General features: G+C 68.7%; 21 protein-coding genes. 8 read left to right on the top strand and 13 right to left on the bottom strand.

Features of this window, described 5'->3' with window-relative positions:
• The first annotated feature begins 299 nt into the window (after positions 1–299).
• The 5 genes from ABD104_RS09110 (at position 300) to ABD104_RS09090 (ending at position 4,941) form a co-directional block, all read left to right on the top strand.
• Positions 300–824: a gamma carbonic anhydrase family protein gene (locus tag ABD104_RS09110; protein WP_087838271.1), complete on the top strand. Its 525-nt coding sequence runs from the start codon at positions 300–302 to the stop codon at positions 822–824.
• Between the two features lie 72 nt (positions 825–896).
• Positions 897–1,520 carry a ribosome biogenesis GTP-binding protein YihA/YsxC gene (gene yihA / locus ABD104_RS09105; RefSeq protein WP_087838272.1) on the top strand — a complete coding sequence of 208 codons (624 nt, stop codon included), beginning with the start codon at positions 897–899 and terminating at the stop codon, positions 1,518–1,520.
• Between the two features lie 81 nt (positions 1,521–1,601).
• A complete protein-coding gene (hemB, locus tag ABD104_RS09100; protein WP_279814604.1) occupies positions 1,602–2,612 on the top strand; it encodes a porphobilinogen synthase in 1,011 nt (336 codons plus the stop codon).
• A gap of 4 nt (positions 2,613–2,616) precedes the next feature.
• Positions 2,617–3,822 carry a magnesium transporter CorA family protein gene (locus ABD104_RS09095; protein WP_087838274.1) on the top strand — a complete coding sequence of 402 codons (1,206 nt, stop codon included), beginning with the start codon at positions 2,617–2,619 and terminating at the stop codon, positions 3,820–3,822.
• 3 nt (positions 3,823–3,825) lie between these two features.
• Positions 3,826–4,941, top strand: a complete 1,116-nt coding sequence (locus ABD104_RS09090; protein WP_132979128.1) for a helix-turn-helix transcriptional regulator — start codon at positions 3,826–3,828, stop codon at positions 4,939–4,941.
• A gap of 3 nt (positions 4,942–4,944) precedes the next feature.
• On the opposite strand, the gene dsbD is transcribed toward ABD104_RS09090, so the two are convergent.
• The 4 genes from dsbD to ABD104_RS09070 form a co-directional block, all read right to left on the bottom strand.
• Positions 4,945–6,864: a protein-disulfide reductase DsbD gene (gene dsbD, locus ABD104_RS09085; RefSeq protein ID WP_087838276.1), complete on the bottom strand. Its 1,920-nt coding sequence runs from the start codon at positions 6,862–6,864 to the stop codon at positions 4,945–4,947.
• Positions 6,864–7,205 carry a divalent-cation tolerance protein CutA gene (gene cutA / locus ABD104_RS09080; RefSeq protein WP_343927407.1) on the bottom strand — a complete coding sequence of 114 codons (342 nt, stop codon included), beginning with the start codon at positions 7,203–7,205 and terminating at the stop codon, positions 6,864–6,866. The genes dsbD and cutA overlap by 1 nt, the downstream gene beginning before the upstream one ends.
• A 16-nt stretch (positions 7,206–7,221) precedes the next feature.
• Positions 7,222–8,031 (bottom strand): ABC transporter permease, encoded by an 810-nt coding sequence (locus tag ABD104_RS09075; protein ID WP_087838278.1) that lies wholly within the window; start codon positions 8,029–8,031, stop codon positions 7,222–7,224.
• Between the two features lie 147 nt (positions 8,032–8,178).
• Positions 8,179–9,138, bottom strand: a complete 960-nt coding sequence (locus tag ABD104_RS09070; protein WP_343927406.1) for an ATP-binding cassette domain-containing protein — start codon at positions 9,136–9,138, stop codon at positions 8,179–8,181.
• Positions 9,139–9,275: 137 nt separating this feature from the next.
• Between ABD104_RS09070 and ABD104_RS09065 the strand changes: the two genes are divergently transcribed.
• Entirely contained in the window at positions 9,276–10,382 is a 1,107-nt protein-coding gene (locus tag ABD104_RS09065) for a helix-turn-helix transcriptional regulator (RefSeq protein ID WP_343927405.1), read from the top strand.
• Positions 10,383–10,421: 39 nt separating this feature from the next.
• On the opposite strand, the gene ABD104_RS09060 is transcribed toward ABD104_RS09065, so the two are convergent.
• The 5 genes from ABD104_RS09060 to ABD104_RS09040 all read right to left on the bottom strand — a co-directional run bounded on the left by ABD104_RS09060 (position 10,422) and on the right by ABD104_RS09040 (position 16,629).
• On the bottom strand, positions 10,422–12,101 hold the full coding sequence (locus tag ABD104_RS09060) for a GMC family oxidoreductase (RefSeq protein WP_087838281.1): 1,680 nt from the start codon (positions 12,099–12,101) through the stop codon (positions 10,422–10,424).
• A 106-nt stretch (positions 12,102–12,207) separates the two neighbouring features.
• A complete protein-coding gene (locus ABD104_RS09055; RefSeq protein WP_343927404.1) occupies positions 12,208–13,680 on the bottom strand; it encodes an aldehyde dehydrogenase family protein in 1,473 nt (490 codons plus the stop codon).
• Positions 13,681–13,769: 89 nt separating this feature from the next.
• Complete coding sequence (locus ABD104_RS09050) at positions 13,770–14,765, bottom strand: TRAP transporter substrate-binding protein (protein ID WP_087838283.1); 996 nt, start codon at positions 14,763–14,765, stop codon at positions 13,770–13,772.
• A 38-nt stretch (positions 14,766–14,803) separates the two neighbouring features.
• Entirely contained in the window at positions 14,804–16,081 is a 1,278-nt protein-coding gene (locus ABD104_RS09045) for a TRAP transporter large permease (RefSeq protein WP_130356806.1), read from the bottom strand.
• Positions 16,078–16,629: a TRAP transporter small permease gene (locus ABD104_RS09040; protein WP_176400691.1), complete on the bottom strand. Its 552-nt coding sequence runs from the start codon at positions 16,627–16,629 to the stop codon at positions 16,078–16,080. The genes ABD104_RS09045 and ABD104_RS09040 overlap by 4 nt, the downstream gene beginning before the upstream one ends.
• A 111-nt stretch (positions 16,630–16,740) precedes the next feature.
• Here ABD104_RS09040 and ABD104_RS09035 point away from each other — a divergent pair, with 111 nt between their 5' ends.
• Positions 16,741–17,688, top strand: coding sequence for a LysR family transcriptional regulator (locus tag ABD104_RS09035; protein WP_343927403.1), 948 nt, complete (start codon positions 16,741–16,743; stop codon positions 17,686–17,688).
• 187 nt (positions 17,689–17,875) lie between these two features.
• On the top strand, positions 17,876–18,358 hold the full coding sequence (locus ABD104_RS09030) for a cupin domain-containing protein (RefSeq protein WP_242621428.1): 483 nt from the start codon (positions 17,876–17,878) through the stop codon (positions 18,356–18,358).
• Here the strand turns inward: ABD104_RS09030 and ABD104_RS09025 are convergent.
• The 4 genes from ABD104_RS09025 to ABD104_RS09010 all read right to left on the bottom strand — a co-directional run bounded on the left by ABD104_RS09025 (position 18,355) and on the right by ABD104_RS09010 (position 24,065).
• Complete coding sequence (locus ABD104_RS09025) at positions 18,355–19,281, bottom strand: LysR substrate-binding domain-containing protein (protein ID WP_130356802.1); 927 nt, start codon at positions 19,279–19,281, stop codon at positions 18,355–18,357. The genes ABD104_RS09030 and ABD104_RS09025 overlap by 4 nt on opposite strands.
• A complete protein-coding gene (locus ABD104_RS09020) occupies positions 19,281–20,273 on the bottom strand; it encodes a Bug family tripartite tricarboxylate transporter substrate binding protein (protein WP_343927402.1) in 993 nt (330 codons plus the stop codon). The genes ABD104_RS09025 and ABD104_RS09020 overlap by 1 nt, the downstream gene beginning before the upstream one ends.
• Before the next feature lie 121 nt (positions 20,274–20,394).
• Positions 20,395–21,975: a hydantoinase B/oxoprolinase family protein gene (locus tag ABD104_RS09015; protein ID WP_343927401.1), complete on the bottom strand. Its 1,581-nt coding sequence runs from the start codon at positions 21,973–21,975 to the stop codon at positions 20,395–20,397.
• Entirely contained in the window at positions 21,975–24,065 is a 2,091-nt protein-coding gene (locus tag ABD104_RS09010; protein ID WP_132979134.1) for a hydantoinase/oxoprolinase family protein, read from the bottom strand. Before ABD104_RS09010 ends, ABD104_RS09015 begins: the two co-directional genes overlap by 1 nt.
• Positions 24,066–24,152 lie beyond the last annotated feature (87 nt).

Below are 24,152 nucleotides of genomic sequence, written 5' to 3'. Positions count from 1 at the left end.
ATCAGGCTACGGATACGCGACTCACGGATGCCCTGCTCCTGCTGCTCCCGCCGGCTTGCGGCAAGGATTCTCCTGCAGGTGTCTCCGCGGGGCCCACCTACCCCGTTATCGATTCGACCCGGCTCGCGCCGGAGGTGATCGTTCTTCTACTGCGAGTTTTGTTCTACTGCAAACCCGGTCCGCCCCCGCTATGCGCGGGGAGCGCATAGGCAAGCCCGACCGCGCTTTCCTATGTTAAGTAACCGCTTATTATAGCAACTACAACGTAGCCCATAGAAAACTATTCGGGAAGGACCACCATGGCTGTCTACCAGCTCGGCGCCGACGCGCCCCACATTCCGGACTCGGCGTACGTGGCCGAGCAGGCCACCGTCATCGGCAAGGCCAGGCTGGGCGAGAACGCCAGCGTCTGGCCGGGCGCGGTGATCCGGGCGGACAACGACGACATCATCCTGGGCGACTCCAGCAACGTCCAGGAAGGCGCGGTGCTGCACACCGACCCCGGGCTCAAGCTCACCATCGGCGACTACGTGACCGTCGGGCACCAGGCCATGCTGCACGGCTGTACCATCGGCGACGGTTCGCTGATCGGCATCCAGGCCGTGGTGCTGAACCGCGCGGTCATCGGCAAGAACTGCCTGGTGGGCGCGGGCGCCATCGTGACCGAGGGCAAGGAGTTCCCCGACCGATCGCTGATCCTGGGGGCACCCGCCAAGGTCGTGCGCCAGCTGACCGACGAGGACATCGCCCGCATCCGGGCCGGCGTGGAAAGCTACGTGAAGCGGCAGCAGTTGTTCAAGAAGGAATTGAAGCGGGTCGGCTGACGGGCGGCCGCGCCGCGGGGCCGGTCGTACAATAGCGGGTTATTGCTTAACTTCGCCGGCCGGCGACGCCCAGTGTCCATTCTCCATCGCGCCCATTTCACGACGTCCGCCGCCCGGCTCGACCAGTTGCCCCCGCCCGGGGCGCCGGAAGTCTGCTTCGTCGGCCGCTCCAACGCCGGCAAGTCGTCGGCGATCAACGTGCTGACCCAGCAAAGGCGCCTGGCCTTCTCCAGCAAGACGCCGGGCCGCACCCGGCTGATCAACATGTTCGGCCTGCCCGATCCGCTCGAACCCGAGCGCGACCTGGGGTTCCTGGTCGACCTGCCCGGCTACGGCTATGCCTCGGTGGCCCGGGAAGACCGCTCGCAGTGGGCCCAGGTGCTGGGCGGCTACCTGCGCAACCGGACCTCGCTGGCCGGCGTCGTGCTGCTGGTGGACATCCGCCGCGGCGTGACCGACCTGGACCGCAACCTGATCGACTGGATCGCCCCGTCCGGCAAGCCGGTACTGGCCTTGCTGACCAAGGCCGACAAGTTTCCCTACGGCCAGCGCATCAAGGCCCAGTTCGCGGTGAAGAAGGAACTGGCCGCCATCGGCGCGCTGCACACCGTGCCGTTTTCCTCGACCCATCGCATCGGCCTGGACGAAGCGACGGCCCATATCGAGGGCTGGCTGATGCCGCAGGTCGCGGCATGACGCCCGCGACGGAGCGATGGTATCTTGCGATGGCATGGGGCCCGTCCCCCGCCGCGCAGCATTGACAGGACGACAACCGCAATGAGCCAACACGAAGTATTCGCCGACTTTCCCGCCGGTCGCCCCCGCCGCCTGAGGCGCGACGACTTCACCCGCCGCCTGGTGCGCGAGAGCCGGCTGTCGGCCGACGACCTGATCTATCCCGTATTCGTGGCCGAGGGCAAGGGGCTGCGCCAGCCGGTGCCGTCGCTGCCCGGCGTCGAGCGCTACAGCCTGGACACCCTGCTGCCGGTGGCCGAGGAATGCGTCGAGCTCGGCATCCCGGTCCTTGCGCTGTTCCCCGTGATCGCGCCGGAGCTGAAGACGCCTGACGGCATCGCCGCGACGCGCCCCGACGGCCTGATCCCGCGCGTGGTGGCGGAGCTCAAGAAACGCCTGCCCGAGCTGGGCATCCTGACCGACGTCGCGCTCGACCCCTACACCAGCCACGGGCAGGACGGCCTGATCGACGAATCCGGCTACGTGCTGAACGAACCCACGGTCGAGATACTGGTCAGGCAGGCCCTGGCGCAGGCCGAGGCCGGCGTGGACATCGTCGCGCCCAGCGACATGATGGACGGGCGCATCGGCGCCATCCGCCAGGCCCTGGAAGGCAACGGCCAGATCCATACCCGCATCATGGCCTACTCGGCCAAGTACGCCAGCGCGTTCTACGGCCCCTTCCGCGATGCCGTCGGCTCGGCCTCGAACCTGGGCAAGTCGAACAAGGCGGCCTACCAGATGGATCCGGGCAACATCGACGAGGCCCTGCGCGAAGTCGCGCTGGACCTGCGCGAGGGCGCGGACATGGTCATGGTCAAGCCCGGCATGCCCTACCTGGACGTGCTGAGGCGGGTCAAGGACACCTTCCGCGTCCCCACTTTCGCCTATCAGGTCAGCGGCGAGTACGCGATGCTCAAGGCGGCCAGCGCCAATGGCTGGCTGGACGAGGACAAGGTCGTCATGGAAGCGCTGCTGGCGTTCAAGCGCGCCGGGGCCGACGGCATCCTGACCTATTTCGCCCTCGACGCGGCCCGCAAGCTGAAAGGCTGAAGCCATGGACGTCCTCTGGATCTCGGAACACGGAGGGCCCCGTCCACACAACGCGGCGCAATTGGCCGCCAGCAAGGGCTACCTGTGGATAGACGCGGGCGCCGAAGACCTGGCGGCCGACCCCGACGCCTGGCGCGACGAGATCGCGCGACTGACCGGCGTGCAATTGCACGACCTGCACCTGCAGGATGCCGCCAACCCGGTCCACCCTTCGTACTTCGACAACACCACCACCTACGAGATGGTGGTGTTCCGCCGCATCGTGACCGACGCGCCGGAGGCCGAGCCGCGCCCCGCGGCCAACGGCAAGATGGGGATCCCGCTGCTGGCGAGCCTGCGCACGCAGCCGGTGTCGTTCTTCGTGCTCGGGCAGGCGCTGATCACCGTGCGCCACGGCTACAGCGCCACCTGCCAGGAAATGAAGCGCCGCCTGGCCGAGCAGCGCGGCGAGGCCCCGCCCGAAGGGCGGCGCGACCGCACGCCCAGCAGCATCGGCCCGCTGGGCCGCGTTCCGTCCGGCCCCGCCGAACTGATGCTGCGGCTGCTGAACGGCATGGTCGACAAGTATCTCGCGCTGCGCCAGCCCCTGACCCTGCAGCTCGATCGCTGGCAGCGCGAACTGCTCAACCCCAACGGCCGTTTCCGCAACTGGCTGGCGCTGCTCGATGCCCGCATCGTGCTGCGGCGGCTGGAGAACATCTGCGAGGAACAGTACGACGCGCTGTCCGAGCTGCGCGACGCGGCCATGGACCGCAGCGAGGATGCCTGGGGCTCCGGCGCCTTCGACCAGCGGCGCGATGCACTGCTGGTACGCATCAATGACGTCATGGAACACGTGAACCGCGTGCTCGGCCACGCGCGGCGCATGGAGTCGTCGGTGGAAACCGCGGTGCAACTGCACTTCTCCGCCACGGCCCACCGCACCAACGAGATCATGCGCATCCTGACCGTCGTCACGGTCATCTTCATGCCGCTCACACTCATCACCGGCATCTTCGGGATGAACGTGGACCACGTGCCCTTCGTGCACGAGCGGGGCTCGTTCTGGTGGATCATGGCCGGCATGGTGCTGCTGGCGCTGCTGCTGTGGAGCTGGTTCTCGGCCCGCCGCTTCCTGGAAATGCGGCCCTACCGGGTGGCGGAGGCCCTGGCGCGCAAGGCCGGGCTGAGGGCCGGCAGGGAAGACGCGGACACGGCGGACAGGCTTTGACCCATGGCGACACGCGCCTCGCTCCCGGACCGTTCGCGCTTGATCGCCGCGCGCCTTTACGAAGGCATCGCGGCGCCGGAGCAATGGCAGGCGGGACTGGGCCTGCTGGCCGCTGAAGTGGGCGGCCAGGCCTTCCACCAGGTGACCGTGAACCTGCGTGACGGCAGCGTGCCGGACAGCGTGATCTGCGATGCCGCGCCGCTGCACAAGTTCGCCGAATACGCCGAGCACTACGTGCGGGACGACGAACGGCTGACACTCTTCGCGCACCTGCGGGAAGGCAGCTTCATTCTCGACCACGAACACCTGGATCGCCGGCAGATGTCGCGTTCCGCGGTCTACGCCGATTTCCTGCGCAGCGTGGACCTGCGCCATACCCTGTGCGTCCTGCAACGCGACGACGGCCAGACGCGCGACTACCTGGGCATCATGCGTCCGGTGGACCACCGCCCCTATGGCGAACGCGAGCGCGCCCTGCTGGAACTGGTCATGCCCGACATGGTTCGCGCGGCGGGACTGCGGGCGCGCATGAGGCAATTGCAGCGCGAAGCCCTGCTGGGCCGGGCCGCGCTGGACGGATTGCCGCGTGGCGTGGCAATCGTCGACATCCGTGGCCAGGTCGAATACGCCAATGCGCGCGCCGAAAGGTACCTGCGCGTTTCGCCCTGGGCGAGCGCGAAAGGCGGCATGCTGGCCATGCGGGACGCCCCCACTCAGCGGCGACTGCAGGCGGCGCTGAAGCAGGCCTGCTCGGCCGGCAGGAAAGCCGACCTCTTTCCGGCCGGCGGGTCCCCGGCACCGGCCTGGATCACGGTCCTGCCGCTGGATGCCACGCACCTGCTGGCCGGGCTGCGCGATACGCCGCTGGCCATGCTGATTTTCTCCGTGCCTGCCGACAGCCTGCCGCTGGACGCCCGGCTCATCATCCAGGCCCTGGACATCACGCCCGCGGAGGCACGCCTGGCCCACGCCCTGGCCACCGGCCAGACTCTCAAGGAATTCGCCGCCGCGCACGCCGTCTCGCCGGAAACCGTGCGCAGCCACCTGAAAAATCTTTTCAGGAAGACCGGCTGTCGGCGGCAGGTCGAGCTGGTGCAGTTGATCCGGACGCTGGCCTGAGCGTCAGCGCGCGGCCGTCGCCAGCACGTCGTCCAGCACGCGCGAGAAACGCTCGGCCCCCTGGAAACCGATCACCCGCTGGGGCAGCGGCGCGCCGCCCGGCGCGAAGAACACGATGCCCGGGGGCCCGAACAGCCGGAAGCGCTTGAGCAGTTCGCGATCGTCGGCATTGTTGGCGGTCACGTCCGCCTGCACGAGGCGCATGCCGGCCAGCCGCTGCGCGACGTCGGGGCGGGGAAAGGTCAGCGCCTCCATTTCCTTGCACGAGACGCACCAGTCGGCATAGAAATCCAGCATCACGGGACGGTCGGACGCGGCCAGCAGCGCGTCCAGCTCGGCCACCGAGCGTACGCGCTCGAATGACGCCGCAGCCCCGGGCCGCGACGAGGCTCCTCCTGGCGGGCTCCAGAGTCCCTCCCCGCCCCGGGCCGGAGCGGGCCCCTGCACGGGCGGCGCCAGGACCGGACCCTCGCCGCCCGAGGCGGCGAGATGCCCCAGCGGCTGCAAGGGATCCCGGCCGCCGCTGGCCACGCCCACCGCCTGCAGGACGCCGACCAGCGCGAACAGGATGCCCAGGCCCTTGAGCACGCGGCGGCCCGTTCCGGCATCGGCGGGCAGGGCGTCGAACGCATGCAGCAGCGCAGCCGCCAGGATGGCCAGTACCGCCCAGCCCGCCATCTGGATCCAACCCGGCAGCACGGGCCAGAGCATCCACCACGCCACGGCCAGCAGCAGCATGCCGAAGAAACGTTTCACGCCCTCCATCCATCTTCCCGCCTTGGGCAGGAGCGCGCCCGCCGACGCGCCGGCGGCCAGCAGCGGCACGCCCATGCCCCAGGCCAGGGCGAACAACGCGACCCCGCCCAGCAGCACGTCGCCCGTCTGCGAGACGTACAGCAGCGCGCCCGCCAGCGGCGCGGCCACGCACGGCCCGACGATCAGCGCGGACACGGCGCCCATGGCCAGCGCCCCGGTGGCGCGGCCGCCGGGCAGGCGCGAGACCCGGTCCGACAGGGAAGACTGCCAGCTGGACGGCAATTGCAGCGTGAACACGTCGAACATGGCCAGGGCCAGCACGGCCAGCAGCGCGGCGAACACCCCCAGCACCCAGGGCGTCTGCAAGGTGGCCGCCAGGCTGACGCCGCTCAGTGCCGCCAGCAGCCCGACCCCGGTGTAGACCACCGACATGCCCAGCACGTAGGCCGCAGCCAGTCCCAGCCCGCGCAGGCGGGGCCGGGACTGGCCGGCGGCGTCGCCGACCACGATGGCCGACAGGATGGGCACCATGGGCAGCACGCAGGGCGTGAACGACAACAGGATGCCCAGGCCCAGGAAGATCAGCGCCGTGCGGACCAGGCCGCTGCCGGCCAGCATGTCGGCCAGGCCCACGTCGTCCGTGCCGGCGAAGGCCGACCACCGCAGGCCGGCCCCCGCCCCGCCCTCGACTTGCGGCAGGCCGCCCGGCGCCGAGGCGGCGGCGATGCGCAGCTTGTGTTCGGCCGGCGGATAGCACAGGCCGGCGTCGGCGCAGCCCTGGCTGGTCACGGCCAGCGCGAACGCCGTGCCGGTGGGAATCGTCAGGCGGGCCGACACCTTGTCGCGGTAGGTCTCGACCTCCTTGTCGAAGGTCTGGTCGAACTTGACCTGTCCCGGCGGCAACTGGGGATCGCCCAGCGCCACATCCGGCGGATCGGCGACGAAGCGGAACTGCTCGCGGTACATGTAGTAGCCCGGCGCGATCGCCCAGGACAGTTCGATGGCGTCGGGCGCCACGGCGCGCGCGGAAAAGCGGAAGGCCTGCTCCGGCGGCAGGAAGTCCTCCGCCGCCGCGGATCGCGGCATGAACGCGGCGCAGGCCCACACGAGGCACGCCAGGAACCAATGGACGCGCGGGCCGGCGGCCCGCAAACGGAACATGGACATCAGTTTTTCGTTTCCTGCCGGACCCAATCCAGATAGGCCGGCAAACCGTCGGTCACGGGCACGGCGATGATCTCGGGCACCTCGTAGGGATGCAGCCGGGCGATCGTCTCCTGCACGGCCCTCTGGCGGGCCGCCGTGGTCTTGATGAACAGTGGAATCTCGTCGGCGGACTCCACCTCCCCCTTCCATCGATAGATGGACAACACCGGCGCGCCGACGTTCACGCAGGCGGCCACCCCGTCTTCGACGAGGCGACGGGCGATGGCCCCGGCGGTATCGGCATCGGGAGCATTGCAGAATACCAGCACCACTTGGCGGGCGGCCTCGGTTGGCGGCGACATGGCGATCTCCAGGATATCAGCGCAACAGGCGGCGGCGCATCAGCGCGGTGGCCAGCCAGATGGCGACCGCCGCCGTCAGCGCCAGCTGCAGCACGGGCAACCACGGCTGGTCCGGCATCCGCCCCAGCACCAGCGGCCTCACCAGTTCGATGGCCGGGGCCAGGGGCAACAGCCGGGCCGCCTGCACCAGCGCCTCGGGCAACTGCGACACGGGAAAGAACACGCCGGACAGGAACACCATCGGCGTCACGCCCAGCGTGAAGTAGTACATGAAGAAATCGAAGCCCTTGGCCAGGGCCGACATGACCAGCGCCAGCGCGGCGAAGGTCACGCCCAGCAGGACCAGCGCCGGCGGGATCCACAGCAGCGTGGCGGCGCGCGAGATGTCCAGCGCCACCACCACCAGCAGGATCGCCAGCCCGCTCTTCATGCTCTTGGCCGCGGCCCACAGGATCTCGGCGAACACCACGTCGTCCAGCGACAGCGGCGTGTTCAACATCGCATCCCACGTACGCTGGATGTGCAGCCGCGAAAAGGCGCTGTAGGTGGCCTCGAAGGTGGCCGCGTACAGCGCCCCCATGCAGATCGAGCCGGCAGCCAGGAAAGTCACGTAGGGCACGCCGTCTATGCCCGGCAGCAGGCTGCCCAGGCCGTAGCCCAGCGCCAGCAACGCCACCATCGGATCCATGACATCGCCCAGCACGGTCGTCAACGCCGTCTTGCGCCAGACCAGGAAATTGCGCCGCAGCACCGGCACGCATCCCCGCCCCGGCCGAGGCAAGCCCCAAACTCCCGATCGCGAAGTATCCACCGCCCATTCACTCATCTCAGCCCCCAATCATCCCGACCCTCGATCCAGGGCACAGCGGATCCGGCCGCCGGGCCGCCCCGAGGCGGGTCCCCGCCCCCTCGGAGGACTGCCGCGTAGCGGCTGGGGGCTCACCATGCCGGGCGCGCGAAGCGCGTAGGGGGGTCATTCTCTCAAATCACGGCCGGCCATCCGCAGGAACAGGTCTTCCAGGTTGGCCGGCCGGTGCAGATAGCGTATCCGGCCTCCCTCGCGCAGCAGGCCCAGCACCGGTTCCGGCTCGGCCGTATAGCAATAGACCGTTTCGCCGCTGACCTCGACCCGGCCCGGCAAGGCGGCGCGGTGGCGCTCCAGCCAGTCCAGGGCGCCCTCTCCGAACACTTCCACCACCTCCGGTTCGACGTGGCGCGCGATCAGGTCCTGGGGCGCGCCCTCGGCGATCATCCGCCCCCGCTCGAGCAGGCCCAGCCGGTCGCACAGGCGCTCGGCCTCGTCCATGAAATGCGTGGTCAGCAGGATGGTCTTGCCCTGCGCCAGCAGCGTCTTCAGGCGCTCCCAGATCAGATGGCGCGCCTGCGGGTCCAGCCCGGTGGTGGGCTCGTCCATCACGATCAGGTCGGGATCGTTCACCAGCGCCCGCGCCAGCGTCAGGCGCCGCTTCATGCCGCCCGACAGTTCGTTGATGCGCGCCCTGCGCTTGGCCGCCAGCGACGCGAACTCCAGCAGGCCGGGAATGCGGCGGCGGATCTCGGCGTCGGCCAGGCCGAAATAGCGGCCGAATACGAGCAGGTTTTCCTCGACGGTGAAATCAGGATCGAGATTGTCGATCTGCGGCACCACGCCTATGCGCGCCCGGGCCTGGCGCGCCTGCGCCGGCACCGGGTAGTCCAGCAGCCGGATGGTGCCGCCATCCACCGGCGTCAGGCCCAGGATGGATCGCAGCGTGGTGGTCTTGCCCGCGCCGTTGGGGCCCAGCAGTCCATAGCATTCGCCGCGCGCGATCTGGAAGGACAGCGCGTCCACGATGACGCGGCCGCCATAGCGCTTGTCCAGCCACTCGACCCGCAGCGCGGGTCCGGAGGTAGCCAGGGGCCTGGCCCCCGCCTGCAGCGAATTGGTGGTCATGCGATGAATAGTACCCCGGGGCCGGCGCGCACCCGCTGCGACACCCCCGCGCAGGGTTTTCCTTATGTGGCCGGATGGTTGGAAGTGATTGCCAACTTCGCAGGTTACGTAACATGATGTAACGATTAACCGAGTACATGACCATCATGGGTATGCCCCCGTCCCAGGAAACCTACGACGCCCTCGTCGGACTCTGCTATGAAAGCGTGCTGGACAACGCGCGCTGGCCGGCGCTGCTGGACGCGCTGGCCGCCGCCAGCGGCAGGCAGTTCGGTGCCGTCGCGATCAGCCTGCCCGGCGAAAGCGCCGCCACCGTCACGCTGGCCGCCCGGTGCGATCCCGCCGCCATCCAGGCCTACAACGCCCACTACGGCGCCATCGACCCCATGCGCGAACTGATCGCCGCGACCGATGACGGCCGGTGGAATCACGACCGGCGCGAACTGTCGGCCGAAACCTTCGAGCACCATCCGTACTACCAGGACTTCCAGCAGGCCCAAGGGATGGACAATCGCGCGTCGATCCGGCTGAACGGCCAGGGCACCTGTGTCTACGTCGCCCTCCTGACCGCCATCGGCGTGCGGCCCGACGCCTGCCACGACGATCTGCTGGCGCGCATCGCGCCGCACCTGCAGCGGGCCGGCACGCTTTACGACACGCTGACCGGACTGCGCGACGGCCTGGCGTTGCGCGACCAGGTGCTGGACAGCCTGCCCACCCCGCTGTGGCTGCTCGATGAAGGCCGGCACGTGGCCTACCGCAATGCAGCGGCCGAACGGCATGCGGCGCTGCCCGATGGCGCCCTGTGCGAATACAACGGCCAGATCCGCCCCCGTCACGCCACCGCCAGCCGGCTCGAAACGGCCATCCTGCAGGCCACGGGGCACGCGGGATCGCGTCGTGCCGCGCGTATCGCGCCGCCCACCGCCGGCGGCCCCGACATCCTGGTTACGCCGCTGTCCGAGGACCACCCCGACAACCCGCTGCAACGCCCGCTCGTCGCGGTCAGCGTGGTCGATCCGGAACAGCAGAACCTGCGGATAAACGACCTGTTCCAGTTCAGCCGGGCCGAGGCGCGCCTGGCCAGCAAACTGCAGGAAGGCCTCAGCCTAGCCGAGTATGCCGAGCGCCAGGGCATCGCGCTCAGCACCGCTCGCACGCAGTTGCGCGCGCTCTTCACGAAAACGGGCACGCACCGGCAGGGCGAGCTCGTCAGCCTGCTGCTGAGGATGGCGCGGCACTGACCGCTTCCCGGCAAGCTCCGGGCAGCGGCCGGATGCCTGTCAGGCCGGGACGGGCTCGTTCTCCGCCCACCGGCGCGCCGCCGGCGCACCCCGCCTGTCGCGCGCCAGCGGCGGCCGGCCCAGGATATGGTCCGCCGCCTTCTCGGCCATCATGATGATGGGCGCGTTCGTCGGCCCCCGCACCACGCGCGGCATCGCCGACCCGTCCACCACCCGCAGGCCTTGCACGCCGCGCACCCGCATCTGCGCATCGAGCACGGCATCGGGATCGGCATCGCCGCCCATCCTGCAGGTGCCCACCGGGTGGTGCAAGGTGATGGCGGTACGCCGGATGAAGGCATCGATGTCCGCGTCGCTCGTGGCCTGTGGACCGGGCGCCAGTTCCTCGGCGCGGAACGGCGCGAGCGGCGGCTGTTCGCCGATGGCCCGCATGATGCGCACCATCTGGCGCACGGCGCGCCTGTCGTAGTCGGTCGACAGGAAGTTCTGGCGGATCACGGCGGGAGCCGTCGGATCGCCACTGGCCAGCGAGACGCTGCCCCGGCTCTCGGGCGTGATGAAGACGCCCTTGATGGCAAACGCGTCGACGTAGGGCTTGAGCAACGGACCGAGGTGCGGGCCGGCGTCCATGGGCGCCGCGGCCAGCAGCAATTGCAGATCGGGCAGCGGCAAGTCGGAATGGCTGCGAACCAGGCCCACGGCGGCGGCGGGCACCTTGCTGGACAGGCCCGAGCCGAACATCCAGGTGCGCAGCAGATCGAAGCCGATGCGGTCCAGGCGTAGCGCCCGGTGCAGCGGCCCCGTTTCCTTGCGGCGCCAGCGCACGTCGCAAACCACGTGATCCTGCAGGTTGCGTCCCACGCCGGGCAGGTCGACGCGGGTCGCGATGCCGTGCCGGCCAAGCTCCGAGGCATCGCCGATGCCCGAGAGCATCAGCAACTGCGGCGAGTTGATCACGCCGCCCGCCAGCAGGACTTCACGCTCGCACCGCACCTGCTCGCGGCGTCCGCCGCGCAGGACTTCGACGCCCACGGCGCGGCCCTGCTCCATCAGCACTTTCGTGGTCAGCGCGCCGGTCCACACCGTCACGTTGCCGCGCGCCACCGCGGGCCGCAGGTAGGCCGACGCCGCGCTCCAACGGCGGCCGCGGCGGATGGTGGCCTGCATGGGGCCGAAGCCTTCGATGCTGGCGCCGTTGTAGTCGTCGTTTCGAGCATAGCCGGCCAGGTCGGTGGCGCGCAGGAAGGCGTCCACCAGCGGGTCCTCGTAATGCAACCGGGTCACGGTAAGCGGGCCGTCGCCGCCCCGCAGGTCGCTCGCGCCCTCTTCCCACGATTCGCTGCGGCGGAAATACGGCAGCACGTCGTCGTAGGACCATCCCTCCAGTCCCAGGCCACGCGCCCAGTGGTCGTAGTCCTCGCGGGCGCCGCGCGCATAGGCCATGCCATTGATCGAGGTCGAGCCGCCCAGGACCTTGCCGCGCGCGCATTCGATGCGCCGGCCGTCCATGCCGGGCTCGGGCTCGGTGAAGTAACCCCAGTCGTACATCCGGTGCTTGAGGATCAGGCCCCAGGTCAGCGGAATGCGGATCACGGGCGATCGGTCCGGTCCGCCGGCCTCCAGCACCAGTATCTTTAGCGCCGGGTCGGCACCCAGCCGGTAGGCCAGCGTGCACCCCGCGGAGCCCGCACCCACGATGATGTAGTCGTAATGATTCATGTCATTTCCAAGCCGCTAGCGCATGTCGATCCAGGGCGCCGCGGATCCGGCTCCGCCGGTCCGCCAGCGCCGCCCCCCGGGGGGCGCCCGAAGGGCGTAGGGGGGATTAATTCAGTTTCAGGTTGACGTTCTTGGTGTAGGTGAACTCCAGGAGCTCCTCGAAGCATTCCTCTCGGCCTATGCCCGATTGCTTCACGCCCCCGAACGGCGCGCCGATGAAGTGCTGGCTGGTGTTGTTGATCCAGACGTAGCCGGTATGGATGCGGCGAGCCGCCCGGTGCGCGGTGTCCAGGTCGCGGGTCCAGATCGAGCCAGTCAGGCCGAAGTCCACGGCATTGACGTCGGTCCACAATGCGTCCTCGTCGGACCAGCGGAACACCGACATGATGGGACCGAACACTTCCTCGCGCGCCAGCCGCATGTCGGGCCGCATGTCGGCGAAGATGGTGGGCTCGAAGAAGAAGCCGTCGCGCAGCGCGGGATCCTCGGGCTGCCGGCCGCCGGTCACCAGCCGTGCCCCCTCGTCCAGCGCGGATCGCACGAAGCCTTGCACCTTCTCGAGCTGCGCCCGGCTGACCAGCGATCCCATGGTCGTGGCGGGATCGGTCGGGATGCCCGGCCGGTGGCGCCTGGGCAGCAATTCCGCCACGCGCGCCAGGACCTCGTCGTGGATGCTTTCATGCAGGAACACGCGGCTGGTGGAGCCGCAGCTCTGGCCCGACCACGTGAAATTCATGCCGCCCACGATGCCGTCCACCAGCTTGTCGAGGTCCGCGTCCGGATAGGCCACCAGCGCATTCTTGCCTCCCAGCTCCAGCAGCACGGGCTTGAGCCCGTCGGCCGCGGTCTTCATGACCGACTTGCCGGTAGGCACGCCGCCGATCAACGTGATCTTGCGCACCAGCGGATGCTCGGCCAGGGCCTGCCCGCACTCGCGACTGCCGCACAGGAAGTTGACCACCCCCTTGGGAAACACGTGGCCGATCAGCTCGGCCAGCCGGATGATGGACAGCGGCGCCTGGTCCGGCGACTTGACCACCACCGTGTTGCCCGCCGCCAGCGGCGCCGCGAGGCGCATGGCGGCGAACATCAGCGGATGGTTGTAGGCGACGATGCGCCCCACGACCCCCAGCGGCTCGCGCACGGTGTAGTCCAGATAGCCGGGGCCCATCGGCAGGGTCTCGCCCTTGACCTCGGTCGCCAGGCCGGCGAAATACTCCAGGCTGTCGGCCGCGAAGTCCGCGTCCTTGGCCAGGATGGACACCGGATTGCCGTTGTTCAGCGCATCCAGCAGCGCCAGTTCCTGGGCATGGGCGCGCAGGATGTCCGCGGCCTGGCGCAGCATGCGGCCGCGCTCCCTGGGCAGCGTGGCCGCCCACGCGGGAAAGGCGTCCTGGGCCGCCCGCACCGCGGCGTCGACGTCGCGCGCATCGGCGACCGGCGCATCGGCCAGGCGCTCGTCATACGCGGGGTTGATGGTCGGCGCGTAGACGCCGGCCAGGGGTTCGTGCCAGGCTCCCCCATAGAAAAGCTGGCGGTGGGTCGGCAGGATGCCGGCGGGAATCTCGTGTGCGCGCATGGCGTCTCCGATAAGTCAGTACAGTCGGTTTTCATGGCCCTGTATCCCCGGGGCCGTCCCCTTGGGGGACGCCCGCAGGGCGTAGGGGGTCAACTCCTGAGACGGACAGCGGCCGCTCGCAGCGCCTCGTAGTCCTTGCGGGCATCGGTCGACAGTTCCTTCATCGCGGCGGGGATCACCGCGTCCAGGTAGGCCTTGGCATCGGCCGGCGGCAGCTCGATCATCTCGCCGCCGCCCTTCTCCCAGATCGCGCGGGCCTCGGCCACGCGCGCATGCACGCGCGGACCGATCTCGGCGTCGGTCTTGCGGGCGGCCTGGCGCAGCGGCTGCTCCAGCGCACCTGCCGACTTCAGGAAGGTGGGGCTGACCAGCCCGACGATGGCGATATACGTGGACGGCAGCAGCGTCTGCGACTTGGCGACGTCGAAGTACTTCAGCGCCGAGGGAATGGGCGTGCCGGAATAGACGCCGTCCAGCGTCCCGTTCTGGAAGGCGGGCAGCACCTCGCCCAGCGACATCGACACCGGGTTGGCGCCCAGCTGCCGCAGCTGCGCGATCAGGATCGAAGAGCCGGGAACACGGATCTTCTGCCCGGCCAGGTCCGACAGCTTGCGGATGGGCTTGCGCGAGACGATGCTGCACTGGGAATGCACCAGCGTGGTCAGCACCTCGACGCCCTTCTTCGAGGCGATGGACGCGAGCCTGGTCTTGACCTCGGGGTCGGCCAGCACCTTCATGCCATGGTCGATGCCGTCGAACAAGCCGGGCACGGCCAATGCGCCAAAGCGCGCGTCCAGGCCCTCGTACATGCCCGAGGCATTCAGCGCCATCTCGACGGTGCCCATGCTCACGCCCTCGATCGTGCGCTGCGCGGTGCCGAGCTGGCTGGCCGGGTACACCTGGCCCTTGACCTTGTTCTGCGTGGCCGCCTCCAGGTTGACCTTGTAGGCGTTCAGCCAGTCGACGCCCAGGTCGTCGGACGTGGTGGTGGTGAGCTTCATGACCAGGTTCTGCGCGCGGGCGACGGGCAGGAGCGCGAGCGCTCCCAGGCCGGCCAGATGCGCCAGGCATAGACGGCGATTCATGATGATGTCTCCAGTGGTGGGTGGCCGGCGGACGGCCTTCAGTTCAACAGCAAGCGCATGCCCCAGAGGGATATGTCCGGGATGTAGGTGATCAGCCCCAGCGCGATCAGGTAGATGACGACGAATGGCACGATGCCGCGGTAGATGCTTTCGAGCGGCAGCTTGAGCACGCTCTGCGCGACGAAGATGTTGATGCCGAAGGGCGGGTGGAACAGGCCGATGGACAGGTTCACCGTGATGATGATCCCGAAGTGCACCGGATCCACGCCGATGGCCGTGACCAGCGGCATCAGCAGCGGCGACAGCAGCAGGATGGCCGACAGCGGATCGATGAAGCAGCCTACCGCCAGCAGCAGCACGTTGATCGCCAGCAGCAGCGACCAGCCCGGCAGGTGCAGGTCGGTCAGCCACTGCACCAGCGCGGCGGGTACCTGGTGCACCGTCAGCAGCCAGCCGAACACGTTGGCGCAGGCCACGATGATCAGGATCTGCCCGGTGAACACCGCCGTCGTGCCGGCGCTGGCCAGGATGTCGCGCCAGGACAGCTCGCGGTAGAAGTAGCGCGCCACGACGATGGCGTACAGGCAGGCCACGGCGGCGGCCTCGGTGGGCGAGAACACGCCGCCGTAGATGCCGCCCAGGATGATCACGGGCGCGCCCAGCGCGCCCAGCCCGCGGGCCGCGGCGCGGCCGAAGGCCGCCCACGAAAAGCGCTCGCCGCCGCCGATGCGATGGCGCCGGGCATACCACATGACGTAGGCGCACAGCATGCCGGCCAGCAGCAGCCCGGGCAGCACGCCCGCGGCGTACAGCCGGGGAACCGACTGCTGCGCGGCCGCGCCATAGACGATCATCGGGATGCTGGGCGGAATGATGATGTCGATGGCCCCCACCGCCGTCAGCAACCCCGCCGAGAACTTCTCGGGATAGCCGTTGCGCCGCAGCGCGGGCAGCATCACCCGGCCGATGGTGGCGACGGTGGCCGCGCTCACGCCCGAGATCGCGCCGAACAGGGCCGAGGACCCGACGGTGGTCACCGCCAGGCTGCCGCGCACCGAACCCACGCCCGCGTTGACGAAGCTCACCAGCCGGTCCGCCACCGATCCGCGGCCCATCAGTTCGCCGGCGAAGATGAAGAAGGGAATCGCCAGCAACGCATAGGCGTCGATGGCGCCGAACAGGTTCTGGTGCAGGGCCGTGAGCGGCACGTCCATGAAGAACAGCAGCGCCACGCTGACCGACGCCAGCAGCACGAGGAAGATGGGAAAGCCCAGCAGGAGCAGGCCCAGGGGCAGGAAACCGAGCGCGAAACTCATGACAGCACCTCCTCGGCCCCGTCCACCGCCTCGGGCTGGCGCAGGCCGCTTCCGGCCACCCGCAACACCACGTCGAACAGGCCGACGACCACCATGGCGGCGAACGCCACCGCCACCAGTGAATGCGGGATCCACATCGGAATGTGGCCGTTCTCGCTCACGCTGCCGATCTGGTAGATGCGCCAGGCGTATTCCGACGAGATGAAACAGACGAAGCCGCACAGCGCCACGGCCGCCAGCGCCTCCAGCGTCGACAGGAAGCGCCGCAATTCCATGGGAAAGTAGCGGTTCAGCACGTCCATGCGCAGATGCTGCCCGCGCACCGCCGCCACCGCCGAGCCGAAGAAGGCCAGCGCGGCCATCAGGTAGACCTGCAATTCGTCGGCGCCGGTGATCGAACGGCCGAACACATAGCGCGCCACCACATTGGCCACGTTGATCGCGACGGCCGCCAGCAGGGCGCTGGCCAGGGCCCGTTCGAGACTGGTGGCGGCGCCTTCCAGGCCGCGCAGGATGCGCCGCGCGCCGCCGGGCTGGGTACTGGACATGATGTCTCCTCTCGTTGTGGGGAGAGATCCTAGGTTGACGCCAACCATTCGTCTAATTCAAATATCTCCCTTATTGAATAGCCAATTGACTATGAATTGACGATCCCCCTCATGGCCCGCTTCGACCCCTACCTCACCTTGCAGAAACTCGAGGTCTTCTGCGTGGTGGCCGAACTGCAGAGCGTGACGCGTGCCGCGGACTACCTGTTCGTCACGCAACCCGTCGTCACCTCGCACATCCGCAGCCTGGAAGAAAAGCTGGGCACCACGCTGGTCCGCCGCGAAGGCCGGGGCATCGTGCTGACCGCCACCGGCCAGCGCGTCTACAAATGGGCGCAGGAGGTCGTCACCCGCACGCGCGAGCTGGAACGGGAACTGGGCGGCTCGACCGACCTCGCGCCGGGCCAGGCGGTGGTCGCCGCTTCAATGAGCGTGGGCACCTATCTGCTGAGCCAGTTAATCTGCGACTTCCAGGTACGGCGGCCCGACGGCCAGGTCCACGTGTCCATCTCCAACCCGCAGGTGGCGCTGGAAGCCACGCGCACCGGCGCCTGCGACTTCGCCGTCCTCATCATCGCGCCCACGCAGAACCTGGATGGCCTGGCGGTGCGCCCGCTGTGGGACGAGGACCTGCTGCTGGTCAGCGCTCCGGACAGCCGCTGGGTGGGCGACGAGGCGCGGCGCGAGGACATCTCGCGCCTGCCCTTCATCAGCACCGCCAACAGCACCGTCATGCAGCAGCTGGAGGAAGGGCAACTGCGCGCCAACGGCATCCCGTCCCGGCGCATCGTGCTCAACCTGGGCCACCCGGAAGCGCAGAAGGAAGCCGTGCGGCGCGACCTGGGCGTGTGCTTCTTCTCCAAGACCGCGGTGGAACGCGACCTGGTGCGCGGCGAGCTGCGCTGCGTACGGACACCCGGCCTCGCGCTGACATTGCCCCTTTACCTGGCCAGCCGCGAAGACAAGGAGTTCTCCGCCTTCCAACTGGCCCTGAAGCGGCACATCGAAGAAGCCCGACCGCCAGGACTCAAGCCTTTTCAGGGCAAGCCGGAACCTTAATTTGTTTTATATATAAGACGATGATTTATTAATGGAACATTTCTGATCCAGATCAAGGCACCGGCCGGCCGCCGCTCCTAGACTGGCAACTCCGTTTCCCACCATGCCGCAAGCAGGAGCTGCCATGAACGATCCCGTCGATACTCTGATCGATGCCGCCAAACCCACCCTCCGGCGCCCCGAGGGCATGAGCTTCGGCGACTGGATGAACTCGCGCTGCGTGCAGCGCTCCACCCGCAAGTACGACTGGAACGCCCTGAAGTTCCAGGCCGACCACGACCCCAAGTACGGCCGCGCCCAGATGCGCTATCTCGGCACCGGCGCCACCGGCGTCGCCAGCGATTCGAACACCGTGCCCGCCGTGCACTTCACCTTCTCGACCATGATCATCCCCGCCGGCCACGTCGGCCCGCTGCACCTGCACGAAGACACCGAGGAAGTCTTCTTCGTGCTGCGCGGCAAGGTCCGCATCATGTGCGAATCGAAGGAAGGCGAATACTGGGAGATCGAAGCCGGCGAACGCGACCTGATCTCGGTCCCGCCCGGCGTCTACCGGGGCGAGGTCAATATCGGCGACGAAGAGGCGCTGATGTGCGTGATGCTGGGCTCGCCCAAGCCGCAGACGCCGACCTACAAACCGGACGATCCGTTGTCGCGGATCAAGCGCTAGGAACGCGCCGGCCAAGCCGGCGCCACGCCCTCGACCCAGTCCAGGAACGCCTTGACGGCGGGTTTGCAATAGGCCCGCTCGGTGCACACCGCGTAGTAGTCCAGGCCATCGCGCGCCTCCCAGGACGTTGCGCGCACCAGACGGCCGATGGACTCGGCGTCGGCCACCAGCGATGAACGGCTGATGGCCACCCCCAGCGACGCCTCCGCGGCCGCGAGCATCGAGGCAGAGTCGTTGAAATCGATGCGCTGGTCGCCGTGCGGCAGTTCGTCCAGCCCCTCCACCCGCAGCGATGCGTCGTCCCGTTCGATATTGCGCAGCAGCGGTACGCGCGGGCGTGCCGCCGGATCGCGCAGTTGTTCGCGGATCGCGGACGTGCACACCGGTACGATGCAGTCCCGCGTCAGGCGCAGCGCGCGACAGTCCGGCCAATCGCCGCCCCCCAGCCGGACCGAGACGTCCACGCCCGAGCTGGCGATGTCGGCGAAATAGCGATGGATGTCCAGGCTCAGGTGAATGTGCGGATGGGCTTCGGTGAAACCCGCCAGGCGGGGAATCAGGACGCGCAGCGCAAAGCTGCGCGCCACCGAAAGCACCAGGGTCTGGCGCTCGGCCCGCAGCGTGAGCCGGCCTATGCCCGCGCCCAGCGTCTCGAAGCCGCGACGGGTGAAGTCATAAAGCAGCTCCCCTTCCTGCGTGAAACGCAGTCCGCGCGCGTGGCGCTCGAACAGGCGCACGCCCAGGTGGTCTTCCAGCGCGCGGATCTGGCGGCTCAGGGCCCCCTGCGTGATCCCGAGCTCCTCGGCCGCGCGCACCAGGTTCAGATGGCGCGCCGAGACGTCGAAGGCCAGCATGAGGCGCGTCGACGGCAGCCGTGCCAAGAGCGCGGAGGACGAGAGCGGGGAGGCGGAGCCGGAAGTCATCAGTGCAGCCGGATGTCGGCTTCCTTCAACAAGGTCTTGTACTTGGCGACTTCGCGGCCGACGAACTCCTTGGCCTGGGCCGGCGTCGTCTGCATGGGCACACCGGCCGTGTCGAGCAGTTTTTTGGCGATGTCCGGCTGCCGCATGGCCTGCTGGACCAGGGCGTTGACCTTCTGGATCACCGGCTCGGGCGTGCCGCTGGCGGCGAACATCCCGAACCAGCTTTCGACGTTGAACGACGACACCTCGGGAGCTTCGCGAATCGTGGGCACCTGCGGCAGCGGCGGATAGCGTTCGGGCAACGCCATGCCCAGCATCTTCAGTTCGCCGCGGTCGACGAAGCCGCGGATGGAGCCCGGACTGGCATAGGTCATGGTCACCCGTCCCGTCGCCACTTCCAGGGTGGCCTGCGGCGCGCCGCTGTAGGGCACGTGCCGGGCCTCGATGCCGGCCATCTTGTTGAAGACCTCGCCGGTCACGTGCTGGATGGTGCCCACGCCACTCGAGGAAAAGGTCAGTTCGCCCGGATGCTTGCGAGCGTAGGCAATCAACTCGGAGACGCTGTTCGCCGGAAAATCCCGCTTCAAGACCAGCACGTTGGGCGCGGTGGTAACCATGCTGACGGGCGTCAGGTCCCGGCTGGTGTCGTAGTCGACTTCCTTGTTGATGACGGGATTGATCACGATCTCGCCTGCGGCACAGACCAGGAAGGTATAGCCATCGGCGGGAAAGCCCAGCACGTGCTTGATGGCGATGATGCCCCCCGCGCCCGGCTTGTTCTCGACCACGACCTGCTGGCCCAATTGCTCGGACACGTAGCGTCCGATCATGCGCGCGGCCACGTCCACCGCGCCGCCGGCGGCATAGGGAACGACAAAACGCAGCGGCCGGGTGGGATAGGCGTCCGCCGCCATCGAGGGGAAGGCCGCCAGCGCGATGGCCATGGCCGGCAGCCACCGCGCCAGCCGGTAAACAGTCTTGATCGGGTACATGAGGATTCCTCTGCCTTGTATGTATTGGAAAAACTCGCGGCAACCGCCGCGCTGCCTGACTGTGTCTCCCTGCTCTTCGATGCGCGGCCAAGGCCTCCAGAAGGCCCCGGCCGCGCCGGATTCACGCGAGCGTCCCGTAGCCGCCCGCTCCCGGCGTGCACACCCGCAGGACGTCGTTCCTGCGCAGCCGGATTTCCGCCGCCGCCGGCGGCAGGCGCCGCTCTCCGGACGTACCCGGATTCAGGATGAATTCCCCCAGGGCGCCGTCGGCCCCGCCGGCCATGCCGGCGGCCGGCACGTTCTGGCGCTCGGACGACAGGCTCAGCACCGTATCGTCACCCAGCGCGCGATAGTCGCGCACCACGCCCTGGCCGCCGCGGTGGCGTCCCGCGCCGCCCGAGCCCCTGCGCAGCGCATAGCGCTCGATCAGAAACGGGTAGGCGTGTTCCAGCGCCTCCACCGGCAGGTTGGACGAACCCGAGGCGTGCACCCGCACGGCGTCGACGCCCGGCTGGTAGGCCCGCGCGCCCATGGCGCCGGCGATGGTCTCGTAGTTCACGTAGTAGCCGCCGGTGCGCGGATCGGTACCCGCCAGGACGATCAACTGGTGCGGCCCGCAGCCGGCCAGGGCCCGCTCGGGCATGGCCTGCGACAGCGCGGCGGCGATCGCGTCACCGAGCACCGCGCATGAAATCGAACGCGCGCCGACCGCCGCCGGCGACACCGGGCCGACCACCGAGCCCGCCGGCGCGCTGATGTCCATGGTCCGGAAATAGCCGGAGTTGGCGGGTACGTCGGGATCGAGCAGGCTCTTGACCACGGTGTAGACCGTGGCCACCAGCGCCCGCAGCGGGATATTGCGCGCCGCCGCCAGTTGCGGCGCCGAGCCCGCGAAATCGAAGCCCAGCTTGCCTTCGCCCACGGTCAGGACGAGGCGTATCGCGGCTTTTTCTCCCGGCTCGACACCATCCAGGTATTCGCAGGCCTCATAGCGGCCGGGCGGCACCTTGGCGATGGCGGCGGCGAAACGGCGTTCGGTGAAATCCAGGTACGCGGCCATGATGGCCTGGGTCTCCGTCACGCCATAGCGTTCGAACAGCGCCTGCACGCTACGCTGGCCCACCGTGTTGGCGGCGATCTGGGCGCGCAGGTCGCCCGCCCGTTCGTCGGGCGTACGCGAATTCAGCATCAGGATGTCGAACACGTCACGGTTGACCTGGCCCGCGCTGACGATGCGCACGGGCGGAATGCGCAGTCCTTCCTGGAAGATGGACTGGCAGACCGCGGCCTCGGAACCCGGCACCATGCCGCCCACGTCCGCGTGGTGGGCGATGCAGGCCACATAGGCCACGATCTCCCCCTCGATGAAGACGGGCGAGATGACATTGATGTCGGGCAGGTGCGAACCGCCGCCGTTGTAGGGATCGTTGGCCAGGAACATGTCGCCCGGCCGGATCTCCTGACGGGGGAACCGTTCGAGCACGGCCTGTACCACGCCCACCATCGAGCCCAGGTGGATCGGCACGCGCTGGGGCAGCGCCACGACATTGCCGAGATGGTCGAACACCGCGGTCGAACAATCGCCGCGCTCCTTGATGTTGGGAGAGAACGCGGTGCGCATCAGCGCGGCGCTCATTTCCTCGGTCACGCCCAGCAGATAGCGGGCGACGACCTCGGCACGGATGGGATCGACGGAAATCATCAATGGGCTTCCTTGCCCGGTGCGCCGGGCGTGAGATCGATGTGCAGGCTGCCGTCCGCGCCGACGCGGGTCGACGAGCCGGGCGGAATGACCGTGGTGGTGTCCATCTGCTCGACGATGGCCGGCCCGTCCAGGCAGGCGCCGGCCAGCAGGTCGTCCCGCTGCAGCACGGGCGTGTCGACGAAGCCGGTCGCGGCGAACCACACGCGGCGCGTGGGCGCGCCGGCTACGGGATCGGTCCGCGCGTCGTGCCGGGCGATGGCCGCGACCTGCAGGCGTTCGCGGGCAATGACCACCGACACGCGCAGGTTGACGACTTCCACTCCTTGCGCACGCATGTCGTAGCCGTACAGATCCGCATGCCGGGCATGATAGGCGTCGACGGCACGGGCCAGCGCGGCCTCGTCCAGTTCGCCGGCGGCAATGTCCAGGATCAGTTCGGCGTTCTGGCCCAGGTAGCGCAGGTCGAGCTGCCAGAGCCGCGCGACGCCGGACATGTCATGGCCTACCCCCTCGGAGGCAAGCCAGTCGTCCGCGCGTCGCGCCAGTTCCCGCAGGCCCGCGTTCAGGGACGGCAGCCTGTCGGGCGTGGCCGGCACCAGACGGGTAAGAGAGAAATCGCCCTGTCTGTCGGACTGGAGCAGGCCCTGCGCCGACATCAGCCCGGGACGCGGCGGAACGATGACATGGCGCATGCCCGCCATCGCGGCGACGTCGGCCGCATGCAGCGGTCCGGCCCCGCCGAAGGCGACCAGCGCATAATCGCGCGGATCCTCGCCCTGCTCGACGGAAATCACGCGCACCGCGCCCGTCATGTTGGCGTTGGCGATCTCCAGTATGCCGATGGCGACTTCCTCCGCGCCGCGGCCCATGGCGGTGGCCACCTCATCGCGGATGGCCTGCGCCGCCAGTTCCGGATGCATGGACATGCGCCCTCCCAGCAGCGCGACCGGGCTCAGCCGGCCCAGCAGCACGTTGGCGTCGGTGACCGTGGGCCTGGTGCCGCCGCGTCCGTACGAGGCCGGACCCGGATAGGCGCTGGCGCTCTTGGGACCGACCTTGAGCAGCCCGCCCGCATCCAGCCAGGCCAGGCTGCCGCCGCCCGCCCCGATGGTATGGATGTCCAGGGTGCGGGTGCGCACGGGAAAGCCTCCCATGTCGCGCTCGCTCTTCATTGCCGGCCGGCCGTCGCGAATCAGGCAGACATCGGTGCTCGTGCCGCCCATGTCGAAGGTAATGAGGTTGCGCACGCCGCAGGCCTCGCCCAGCGCCGCCGTGCTGACGACGCCTCCCGCCGGGCCCGAGAAGAAAGTATTGATGGGACGCTGCCGCACGGTCTGCGTCGTGACCGCGCCGCCGTTCGATTGCATCACGTGGGGCGCCGAGCGCACGCCCAGGTCGCGCACGCCCATCTCGAAGCGTTGCAGGTAGTCGTCCATCACCGGCATCAGGCTCGCGTTGACGACGGTGGTGATGAAACGCTCGTACTCGCGGAACTCGGGCAGCACTTCGGACGAGACGCTCACGTATGCGTCGGGCCAATGCTGGGCGACCAACTGGCGCGCGCGCGCTTCGTGAGCGGCGTTCTGGTAGGCGTGCAAGAAGCAGATGGCAACCGTTTGCACGCCGCGGCCGCGCAGCTCGTCTATCGCGCGCAGTACCTCCTCGTCGCGCAACGGCGTGACGACCTCGCCGCCGGCGGCGATGCGCTCCGCCACTTCGGCGCGGCAGTCGTCGGGCACCGGTGGCGTCGGCTTGGGCACGTCCAGGTTGAAGTAGTGGGGGCGGCGCTGTCGCGCGAGGCTCAGTACGTCGCCGAAGCCTTGCGTGGTGATCAAACCCGTCCGCGCCCACTGTCCTTCCAGCACGGCATTGGTCGCCAGCGTGGTGCCCAGCACCAGGAATCCGACCTGCGCGGGGTCGACCGCCGCCAGGCTCATGATCTCGGCAATGCCGTTCAGTATCCCCTGCGCGGGATCCGCCGTCAGCGTGGGCACCTTGTGATAGTGCCAGCGGCCGCCGCCCGTATCGCCCAACACCAGGTCGGTGAATGTGCCGCCCGTGTCGATGCCTATCCAGTATTCGCTCATTCCTTCCTCGGCAAGGACCGCGGATCGGTCCTGTCGGCAGGACTATGAGCTTGCTAGACTATTACGACAATTGGATATTTATTTACC

It is taken from the genome of Pigmentiphaga daeguensis (assembly GCF_039523035.1).
GTDB lineage: Bacteria > Pseudomonadota > Gammaproteobacteria > Burkholderiales > Burkholderiaceae_B > Pigmentiphaga > Pigmentiphaga daeguensis.
The sequence above is the reverse complement of the archived record's forward strand: the minus strand, read 5'-3'. Positions and strand labels throughout refer to the sequence as shown.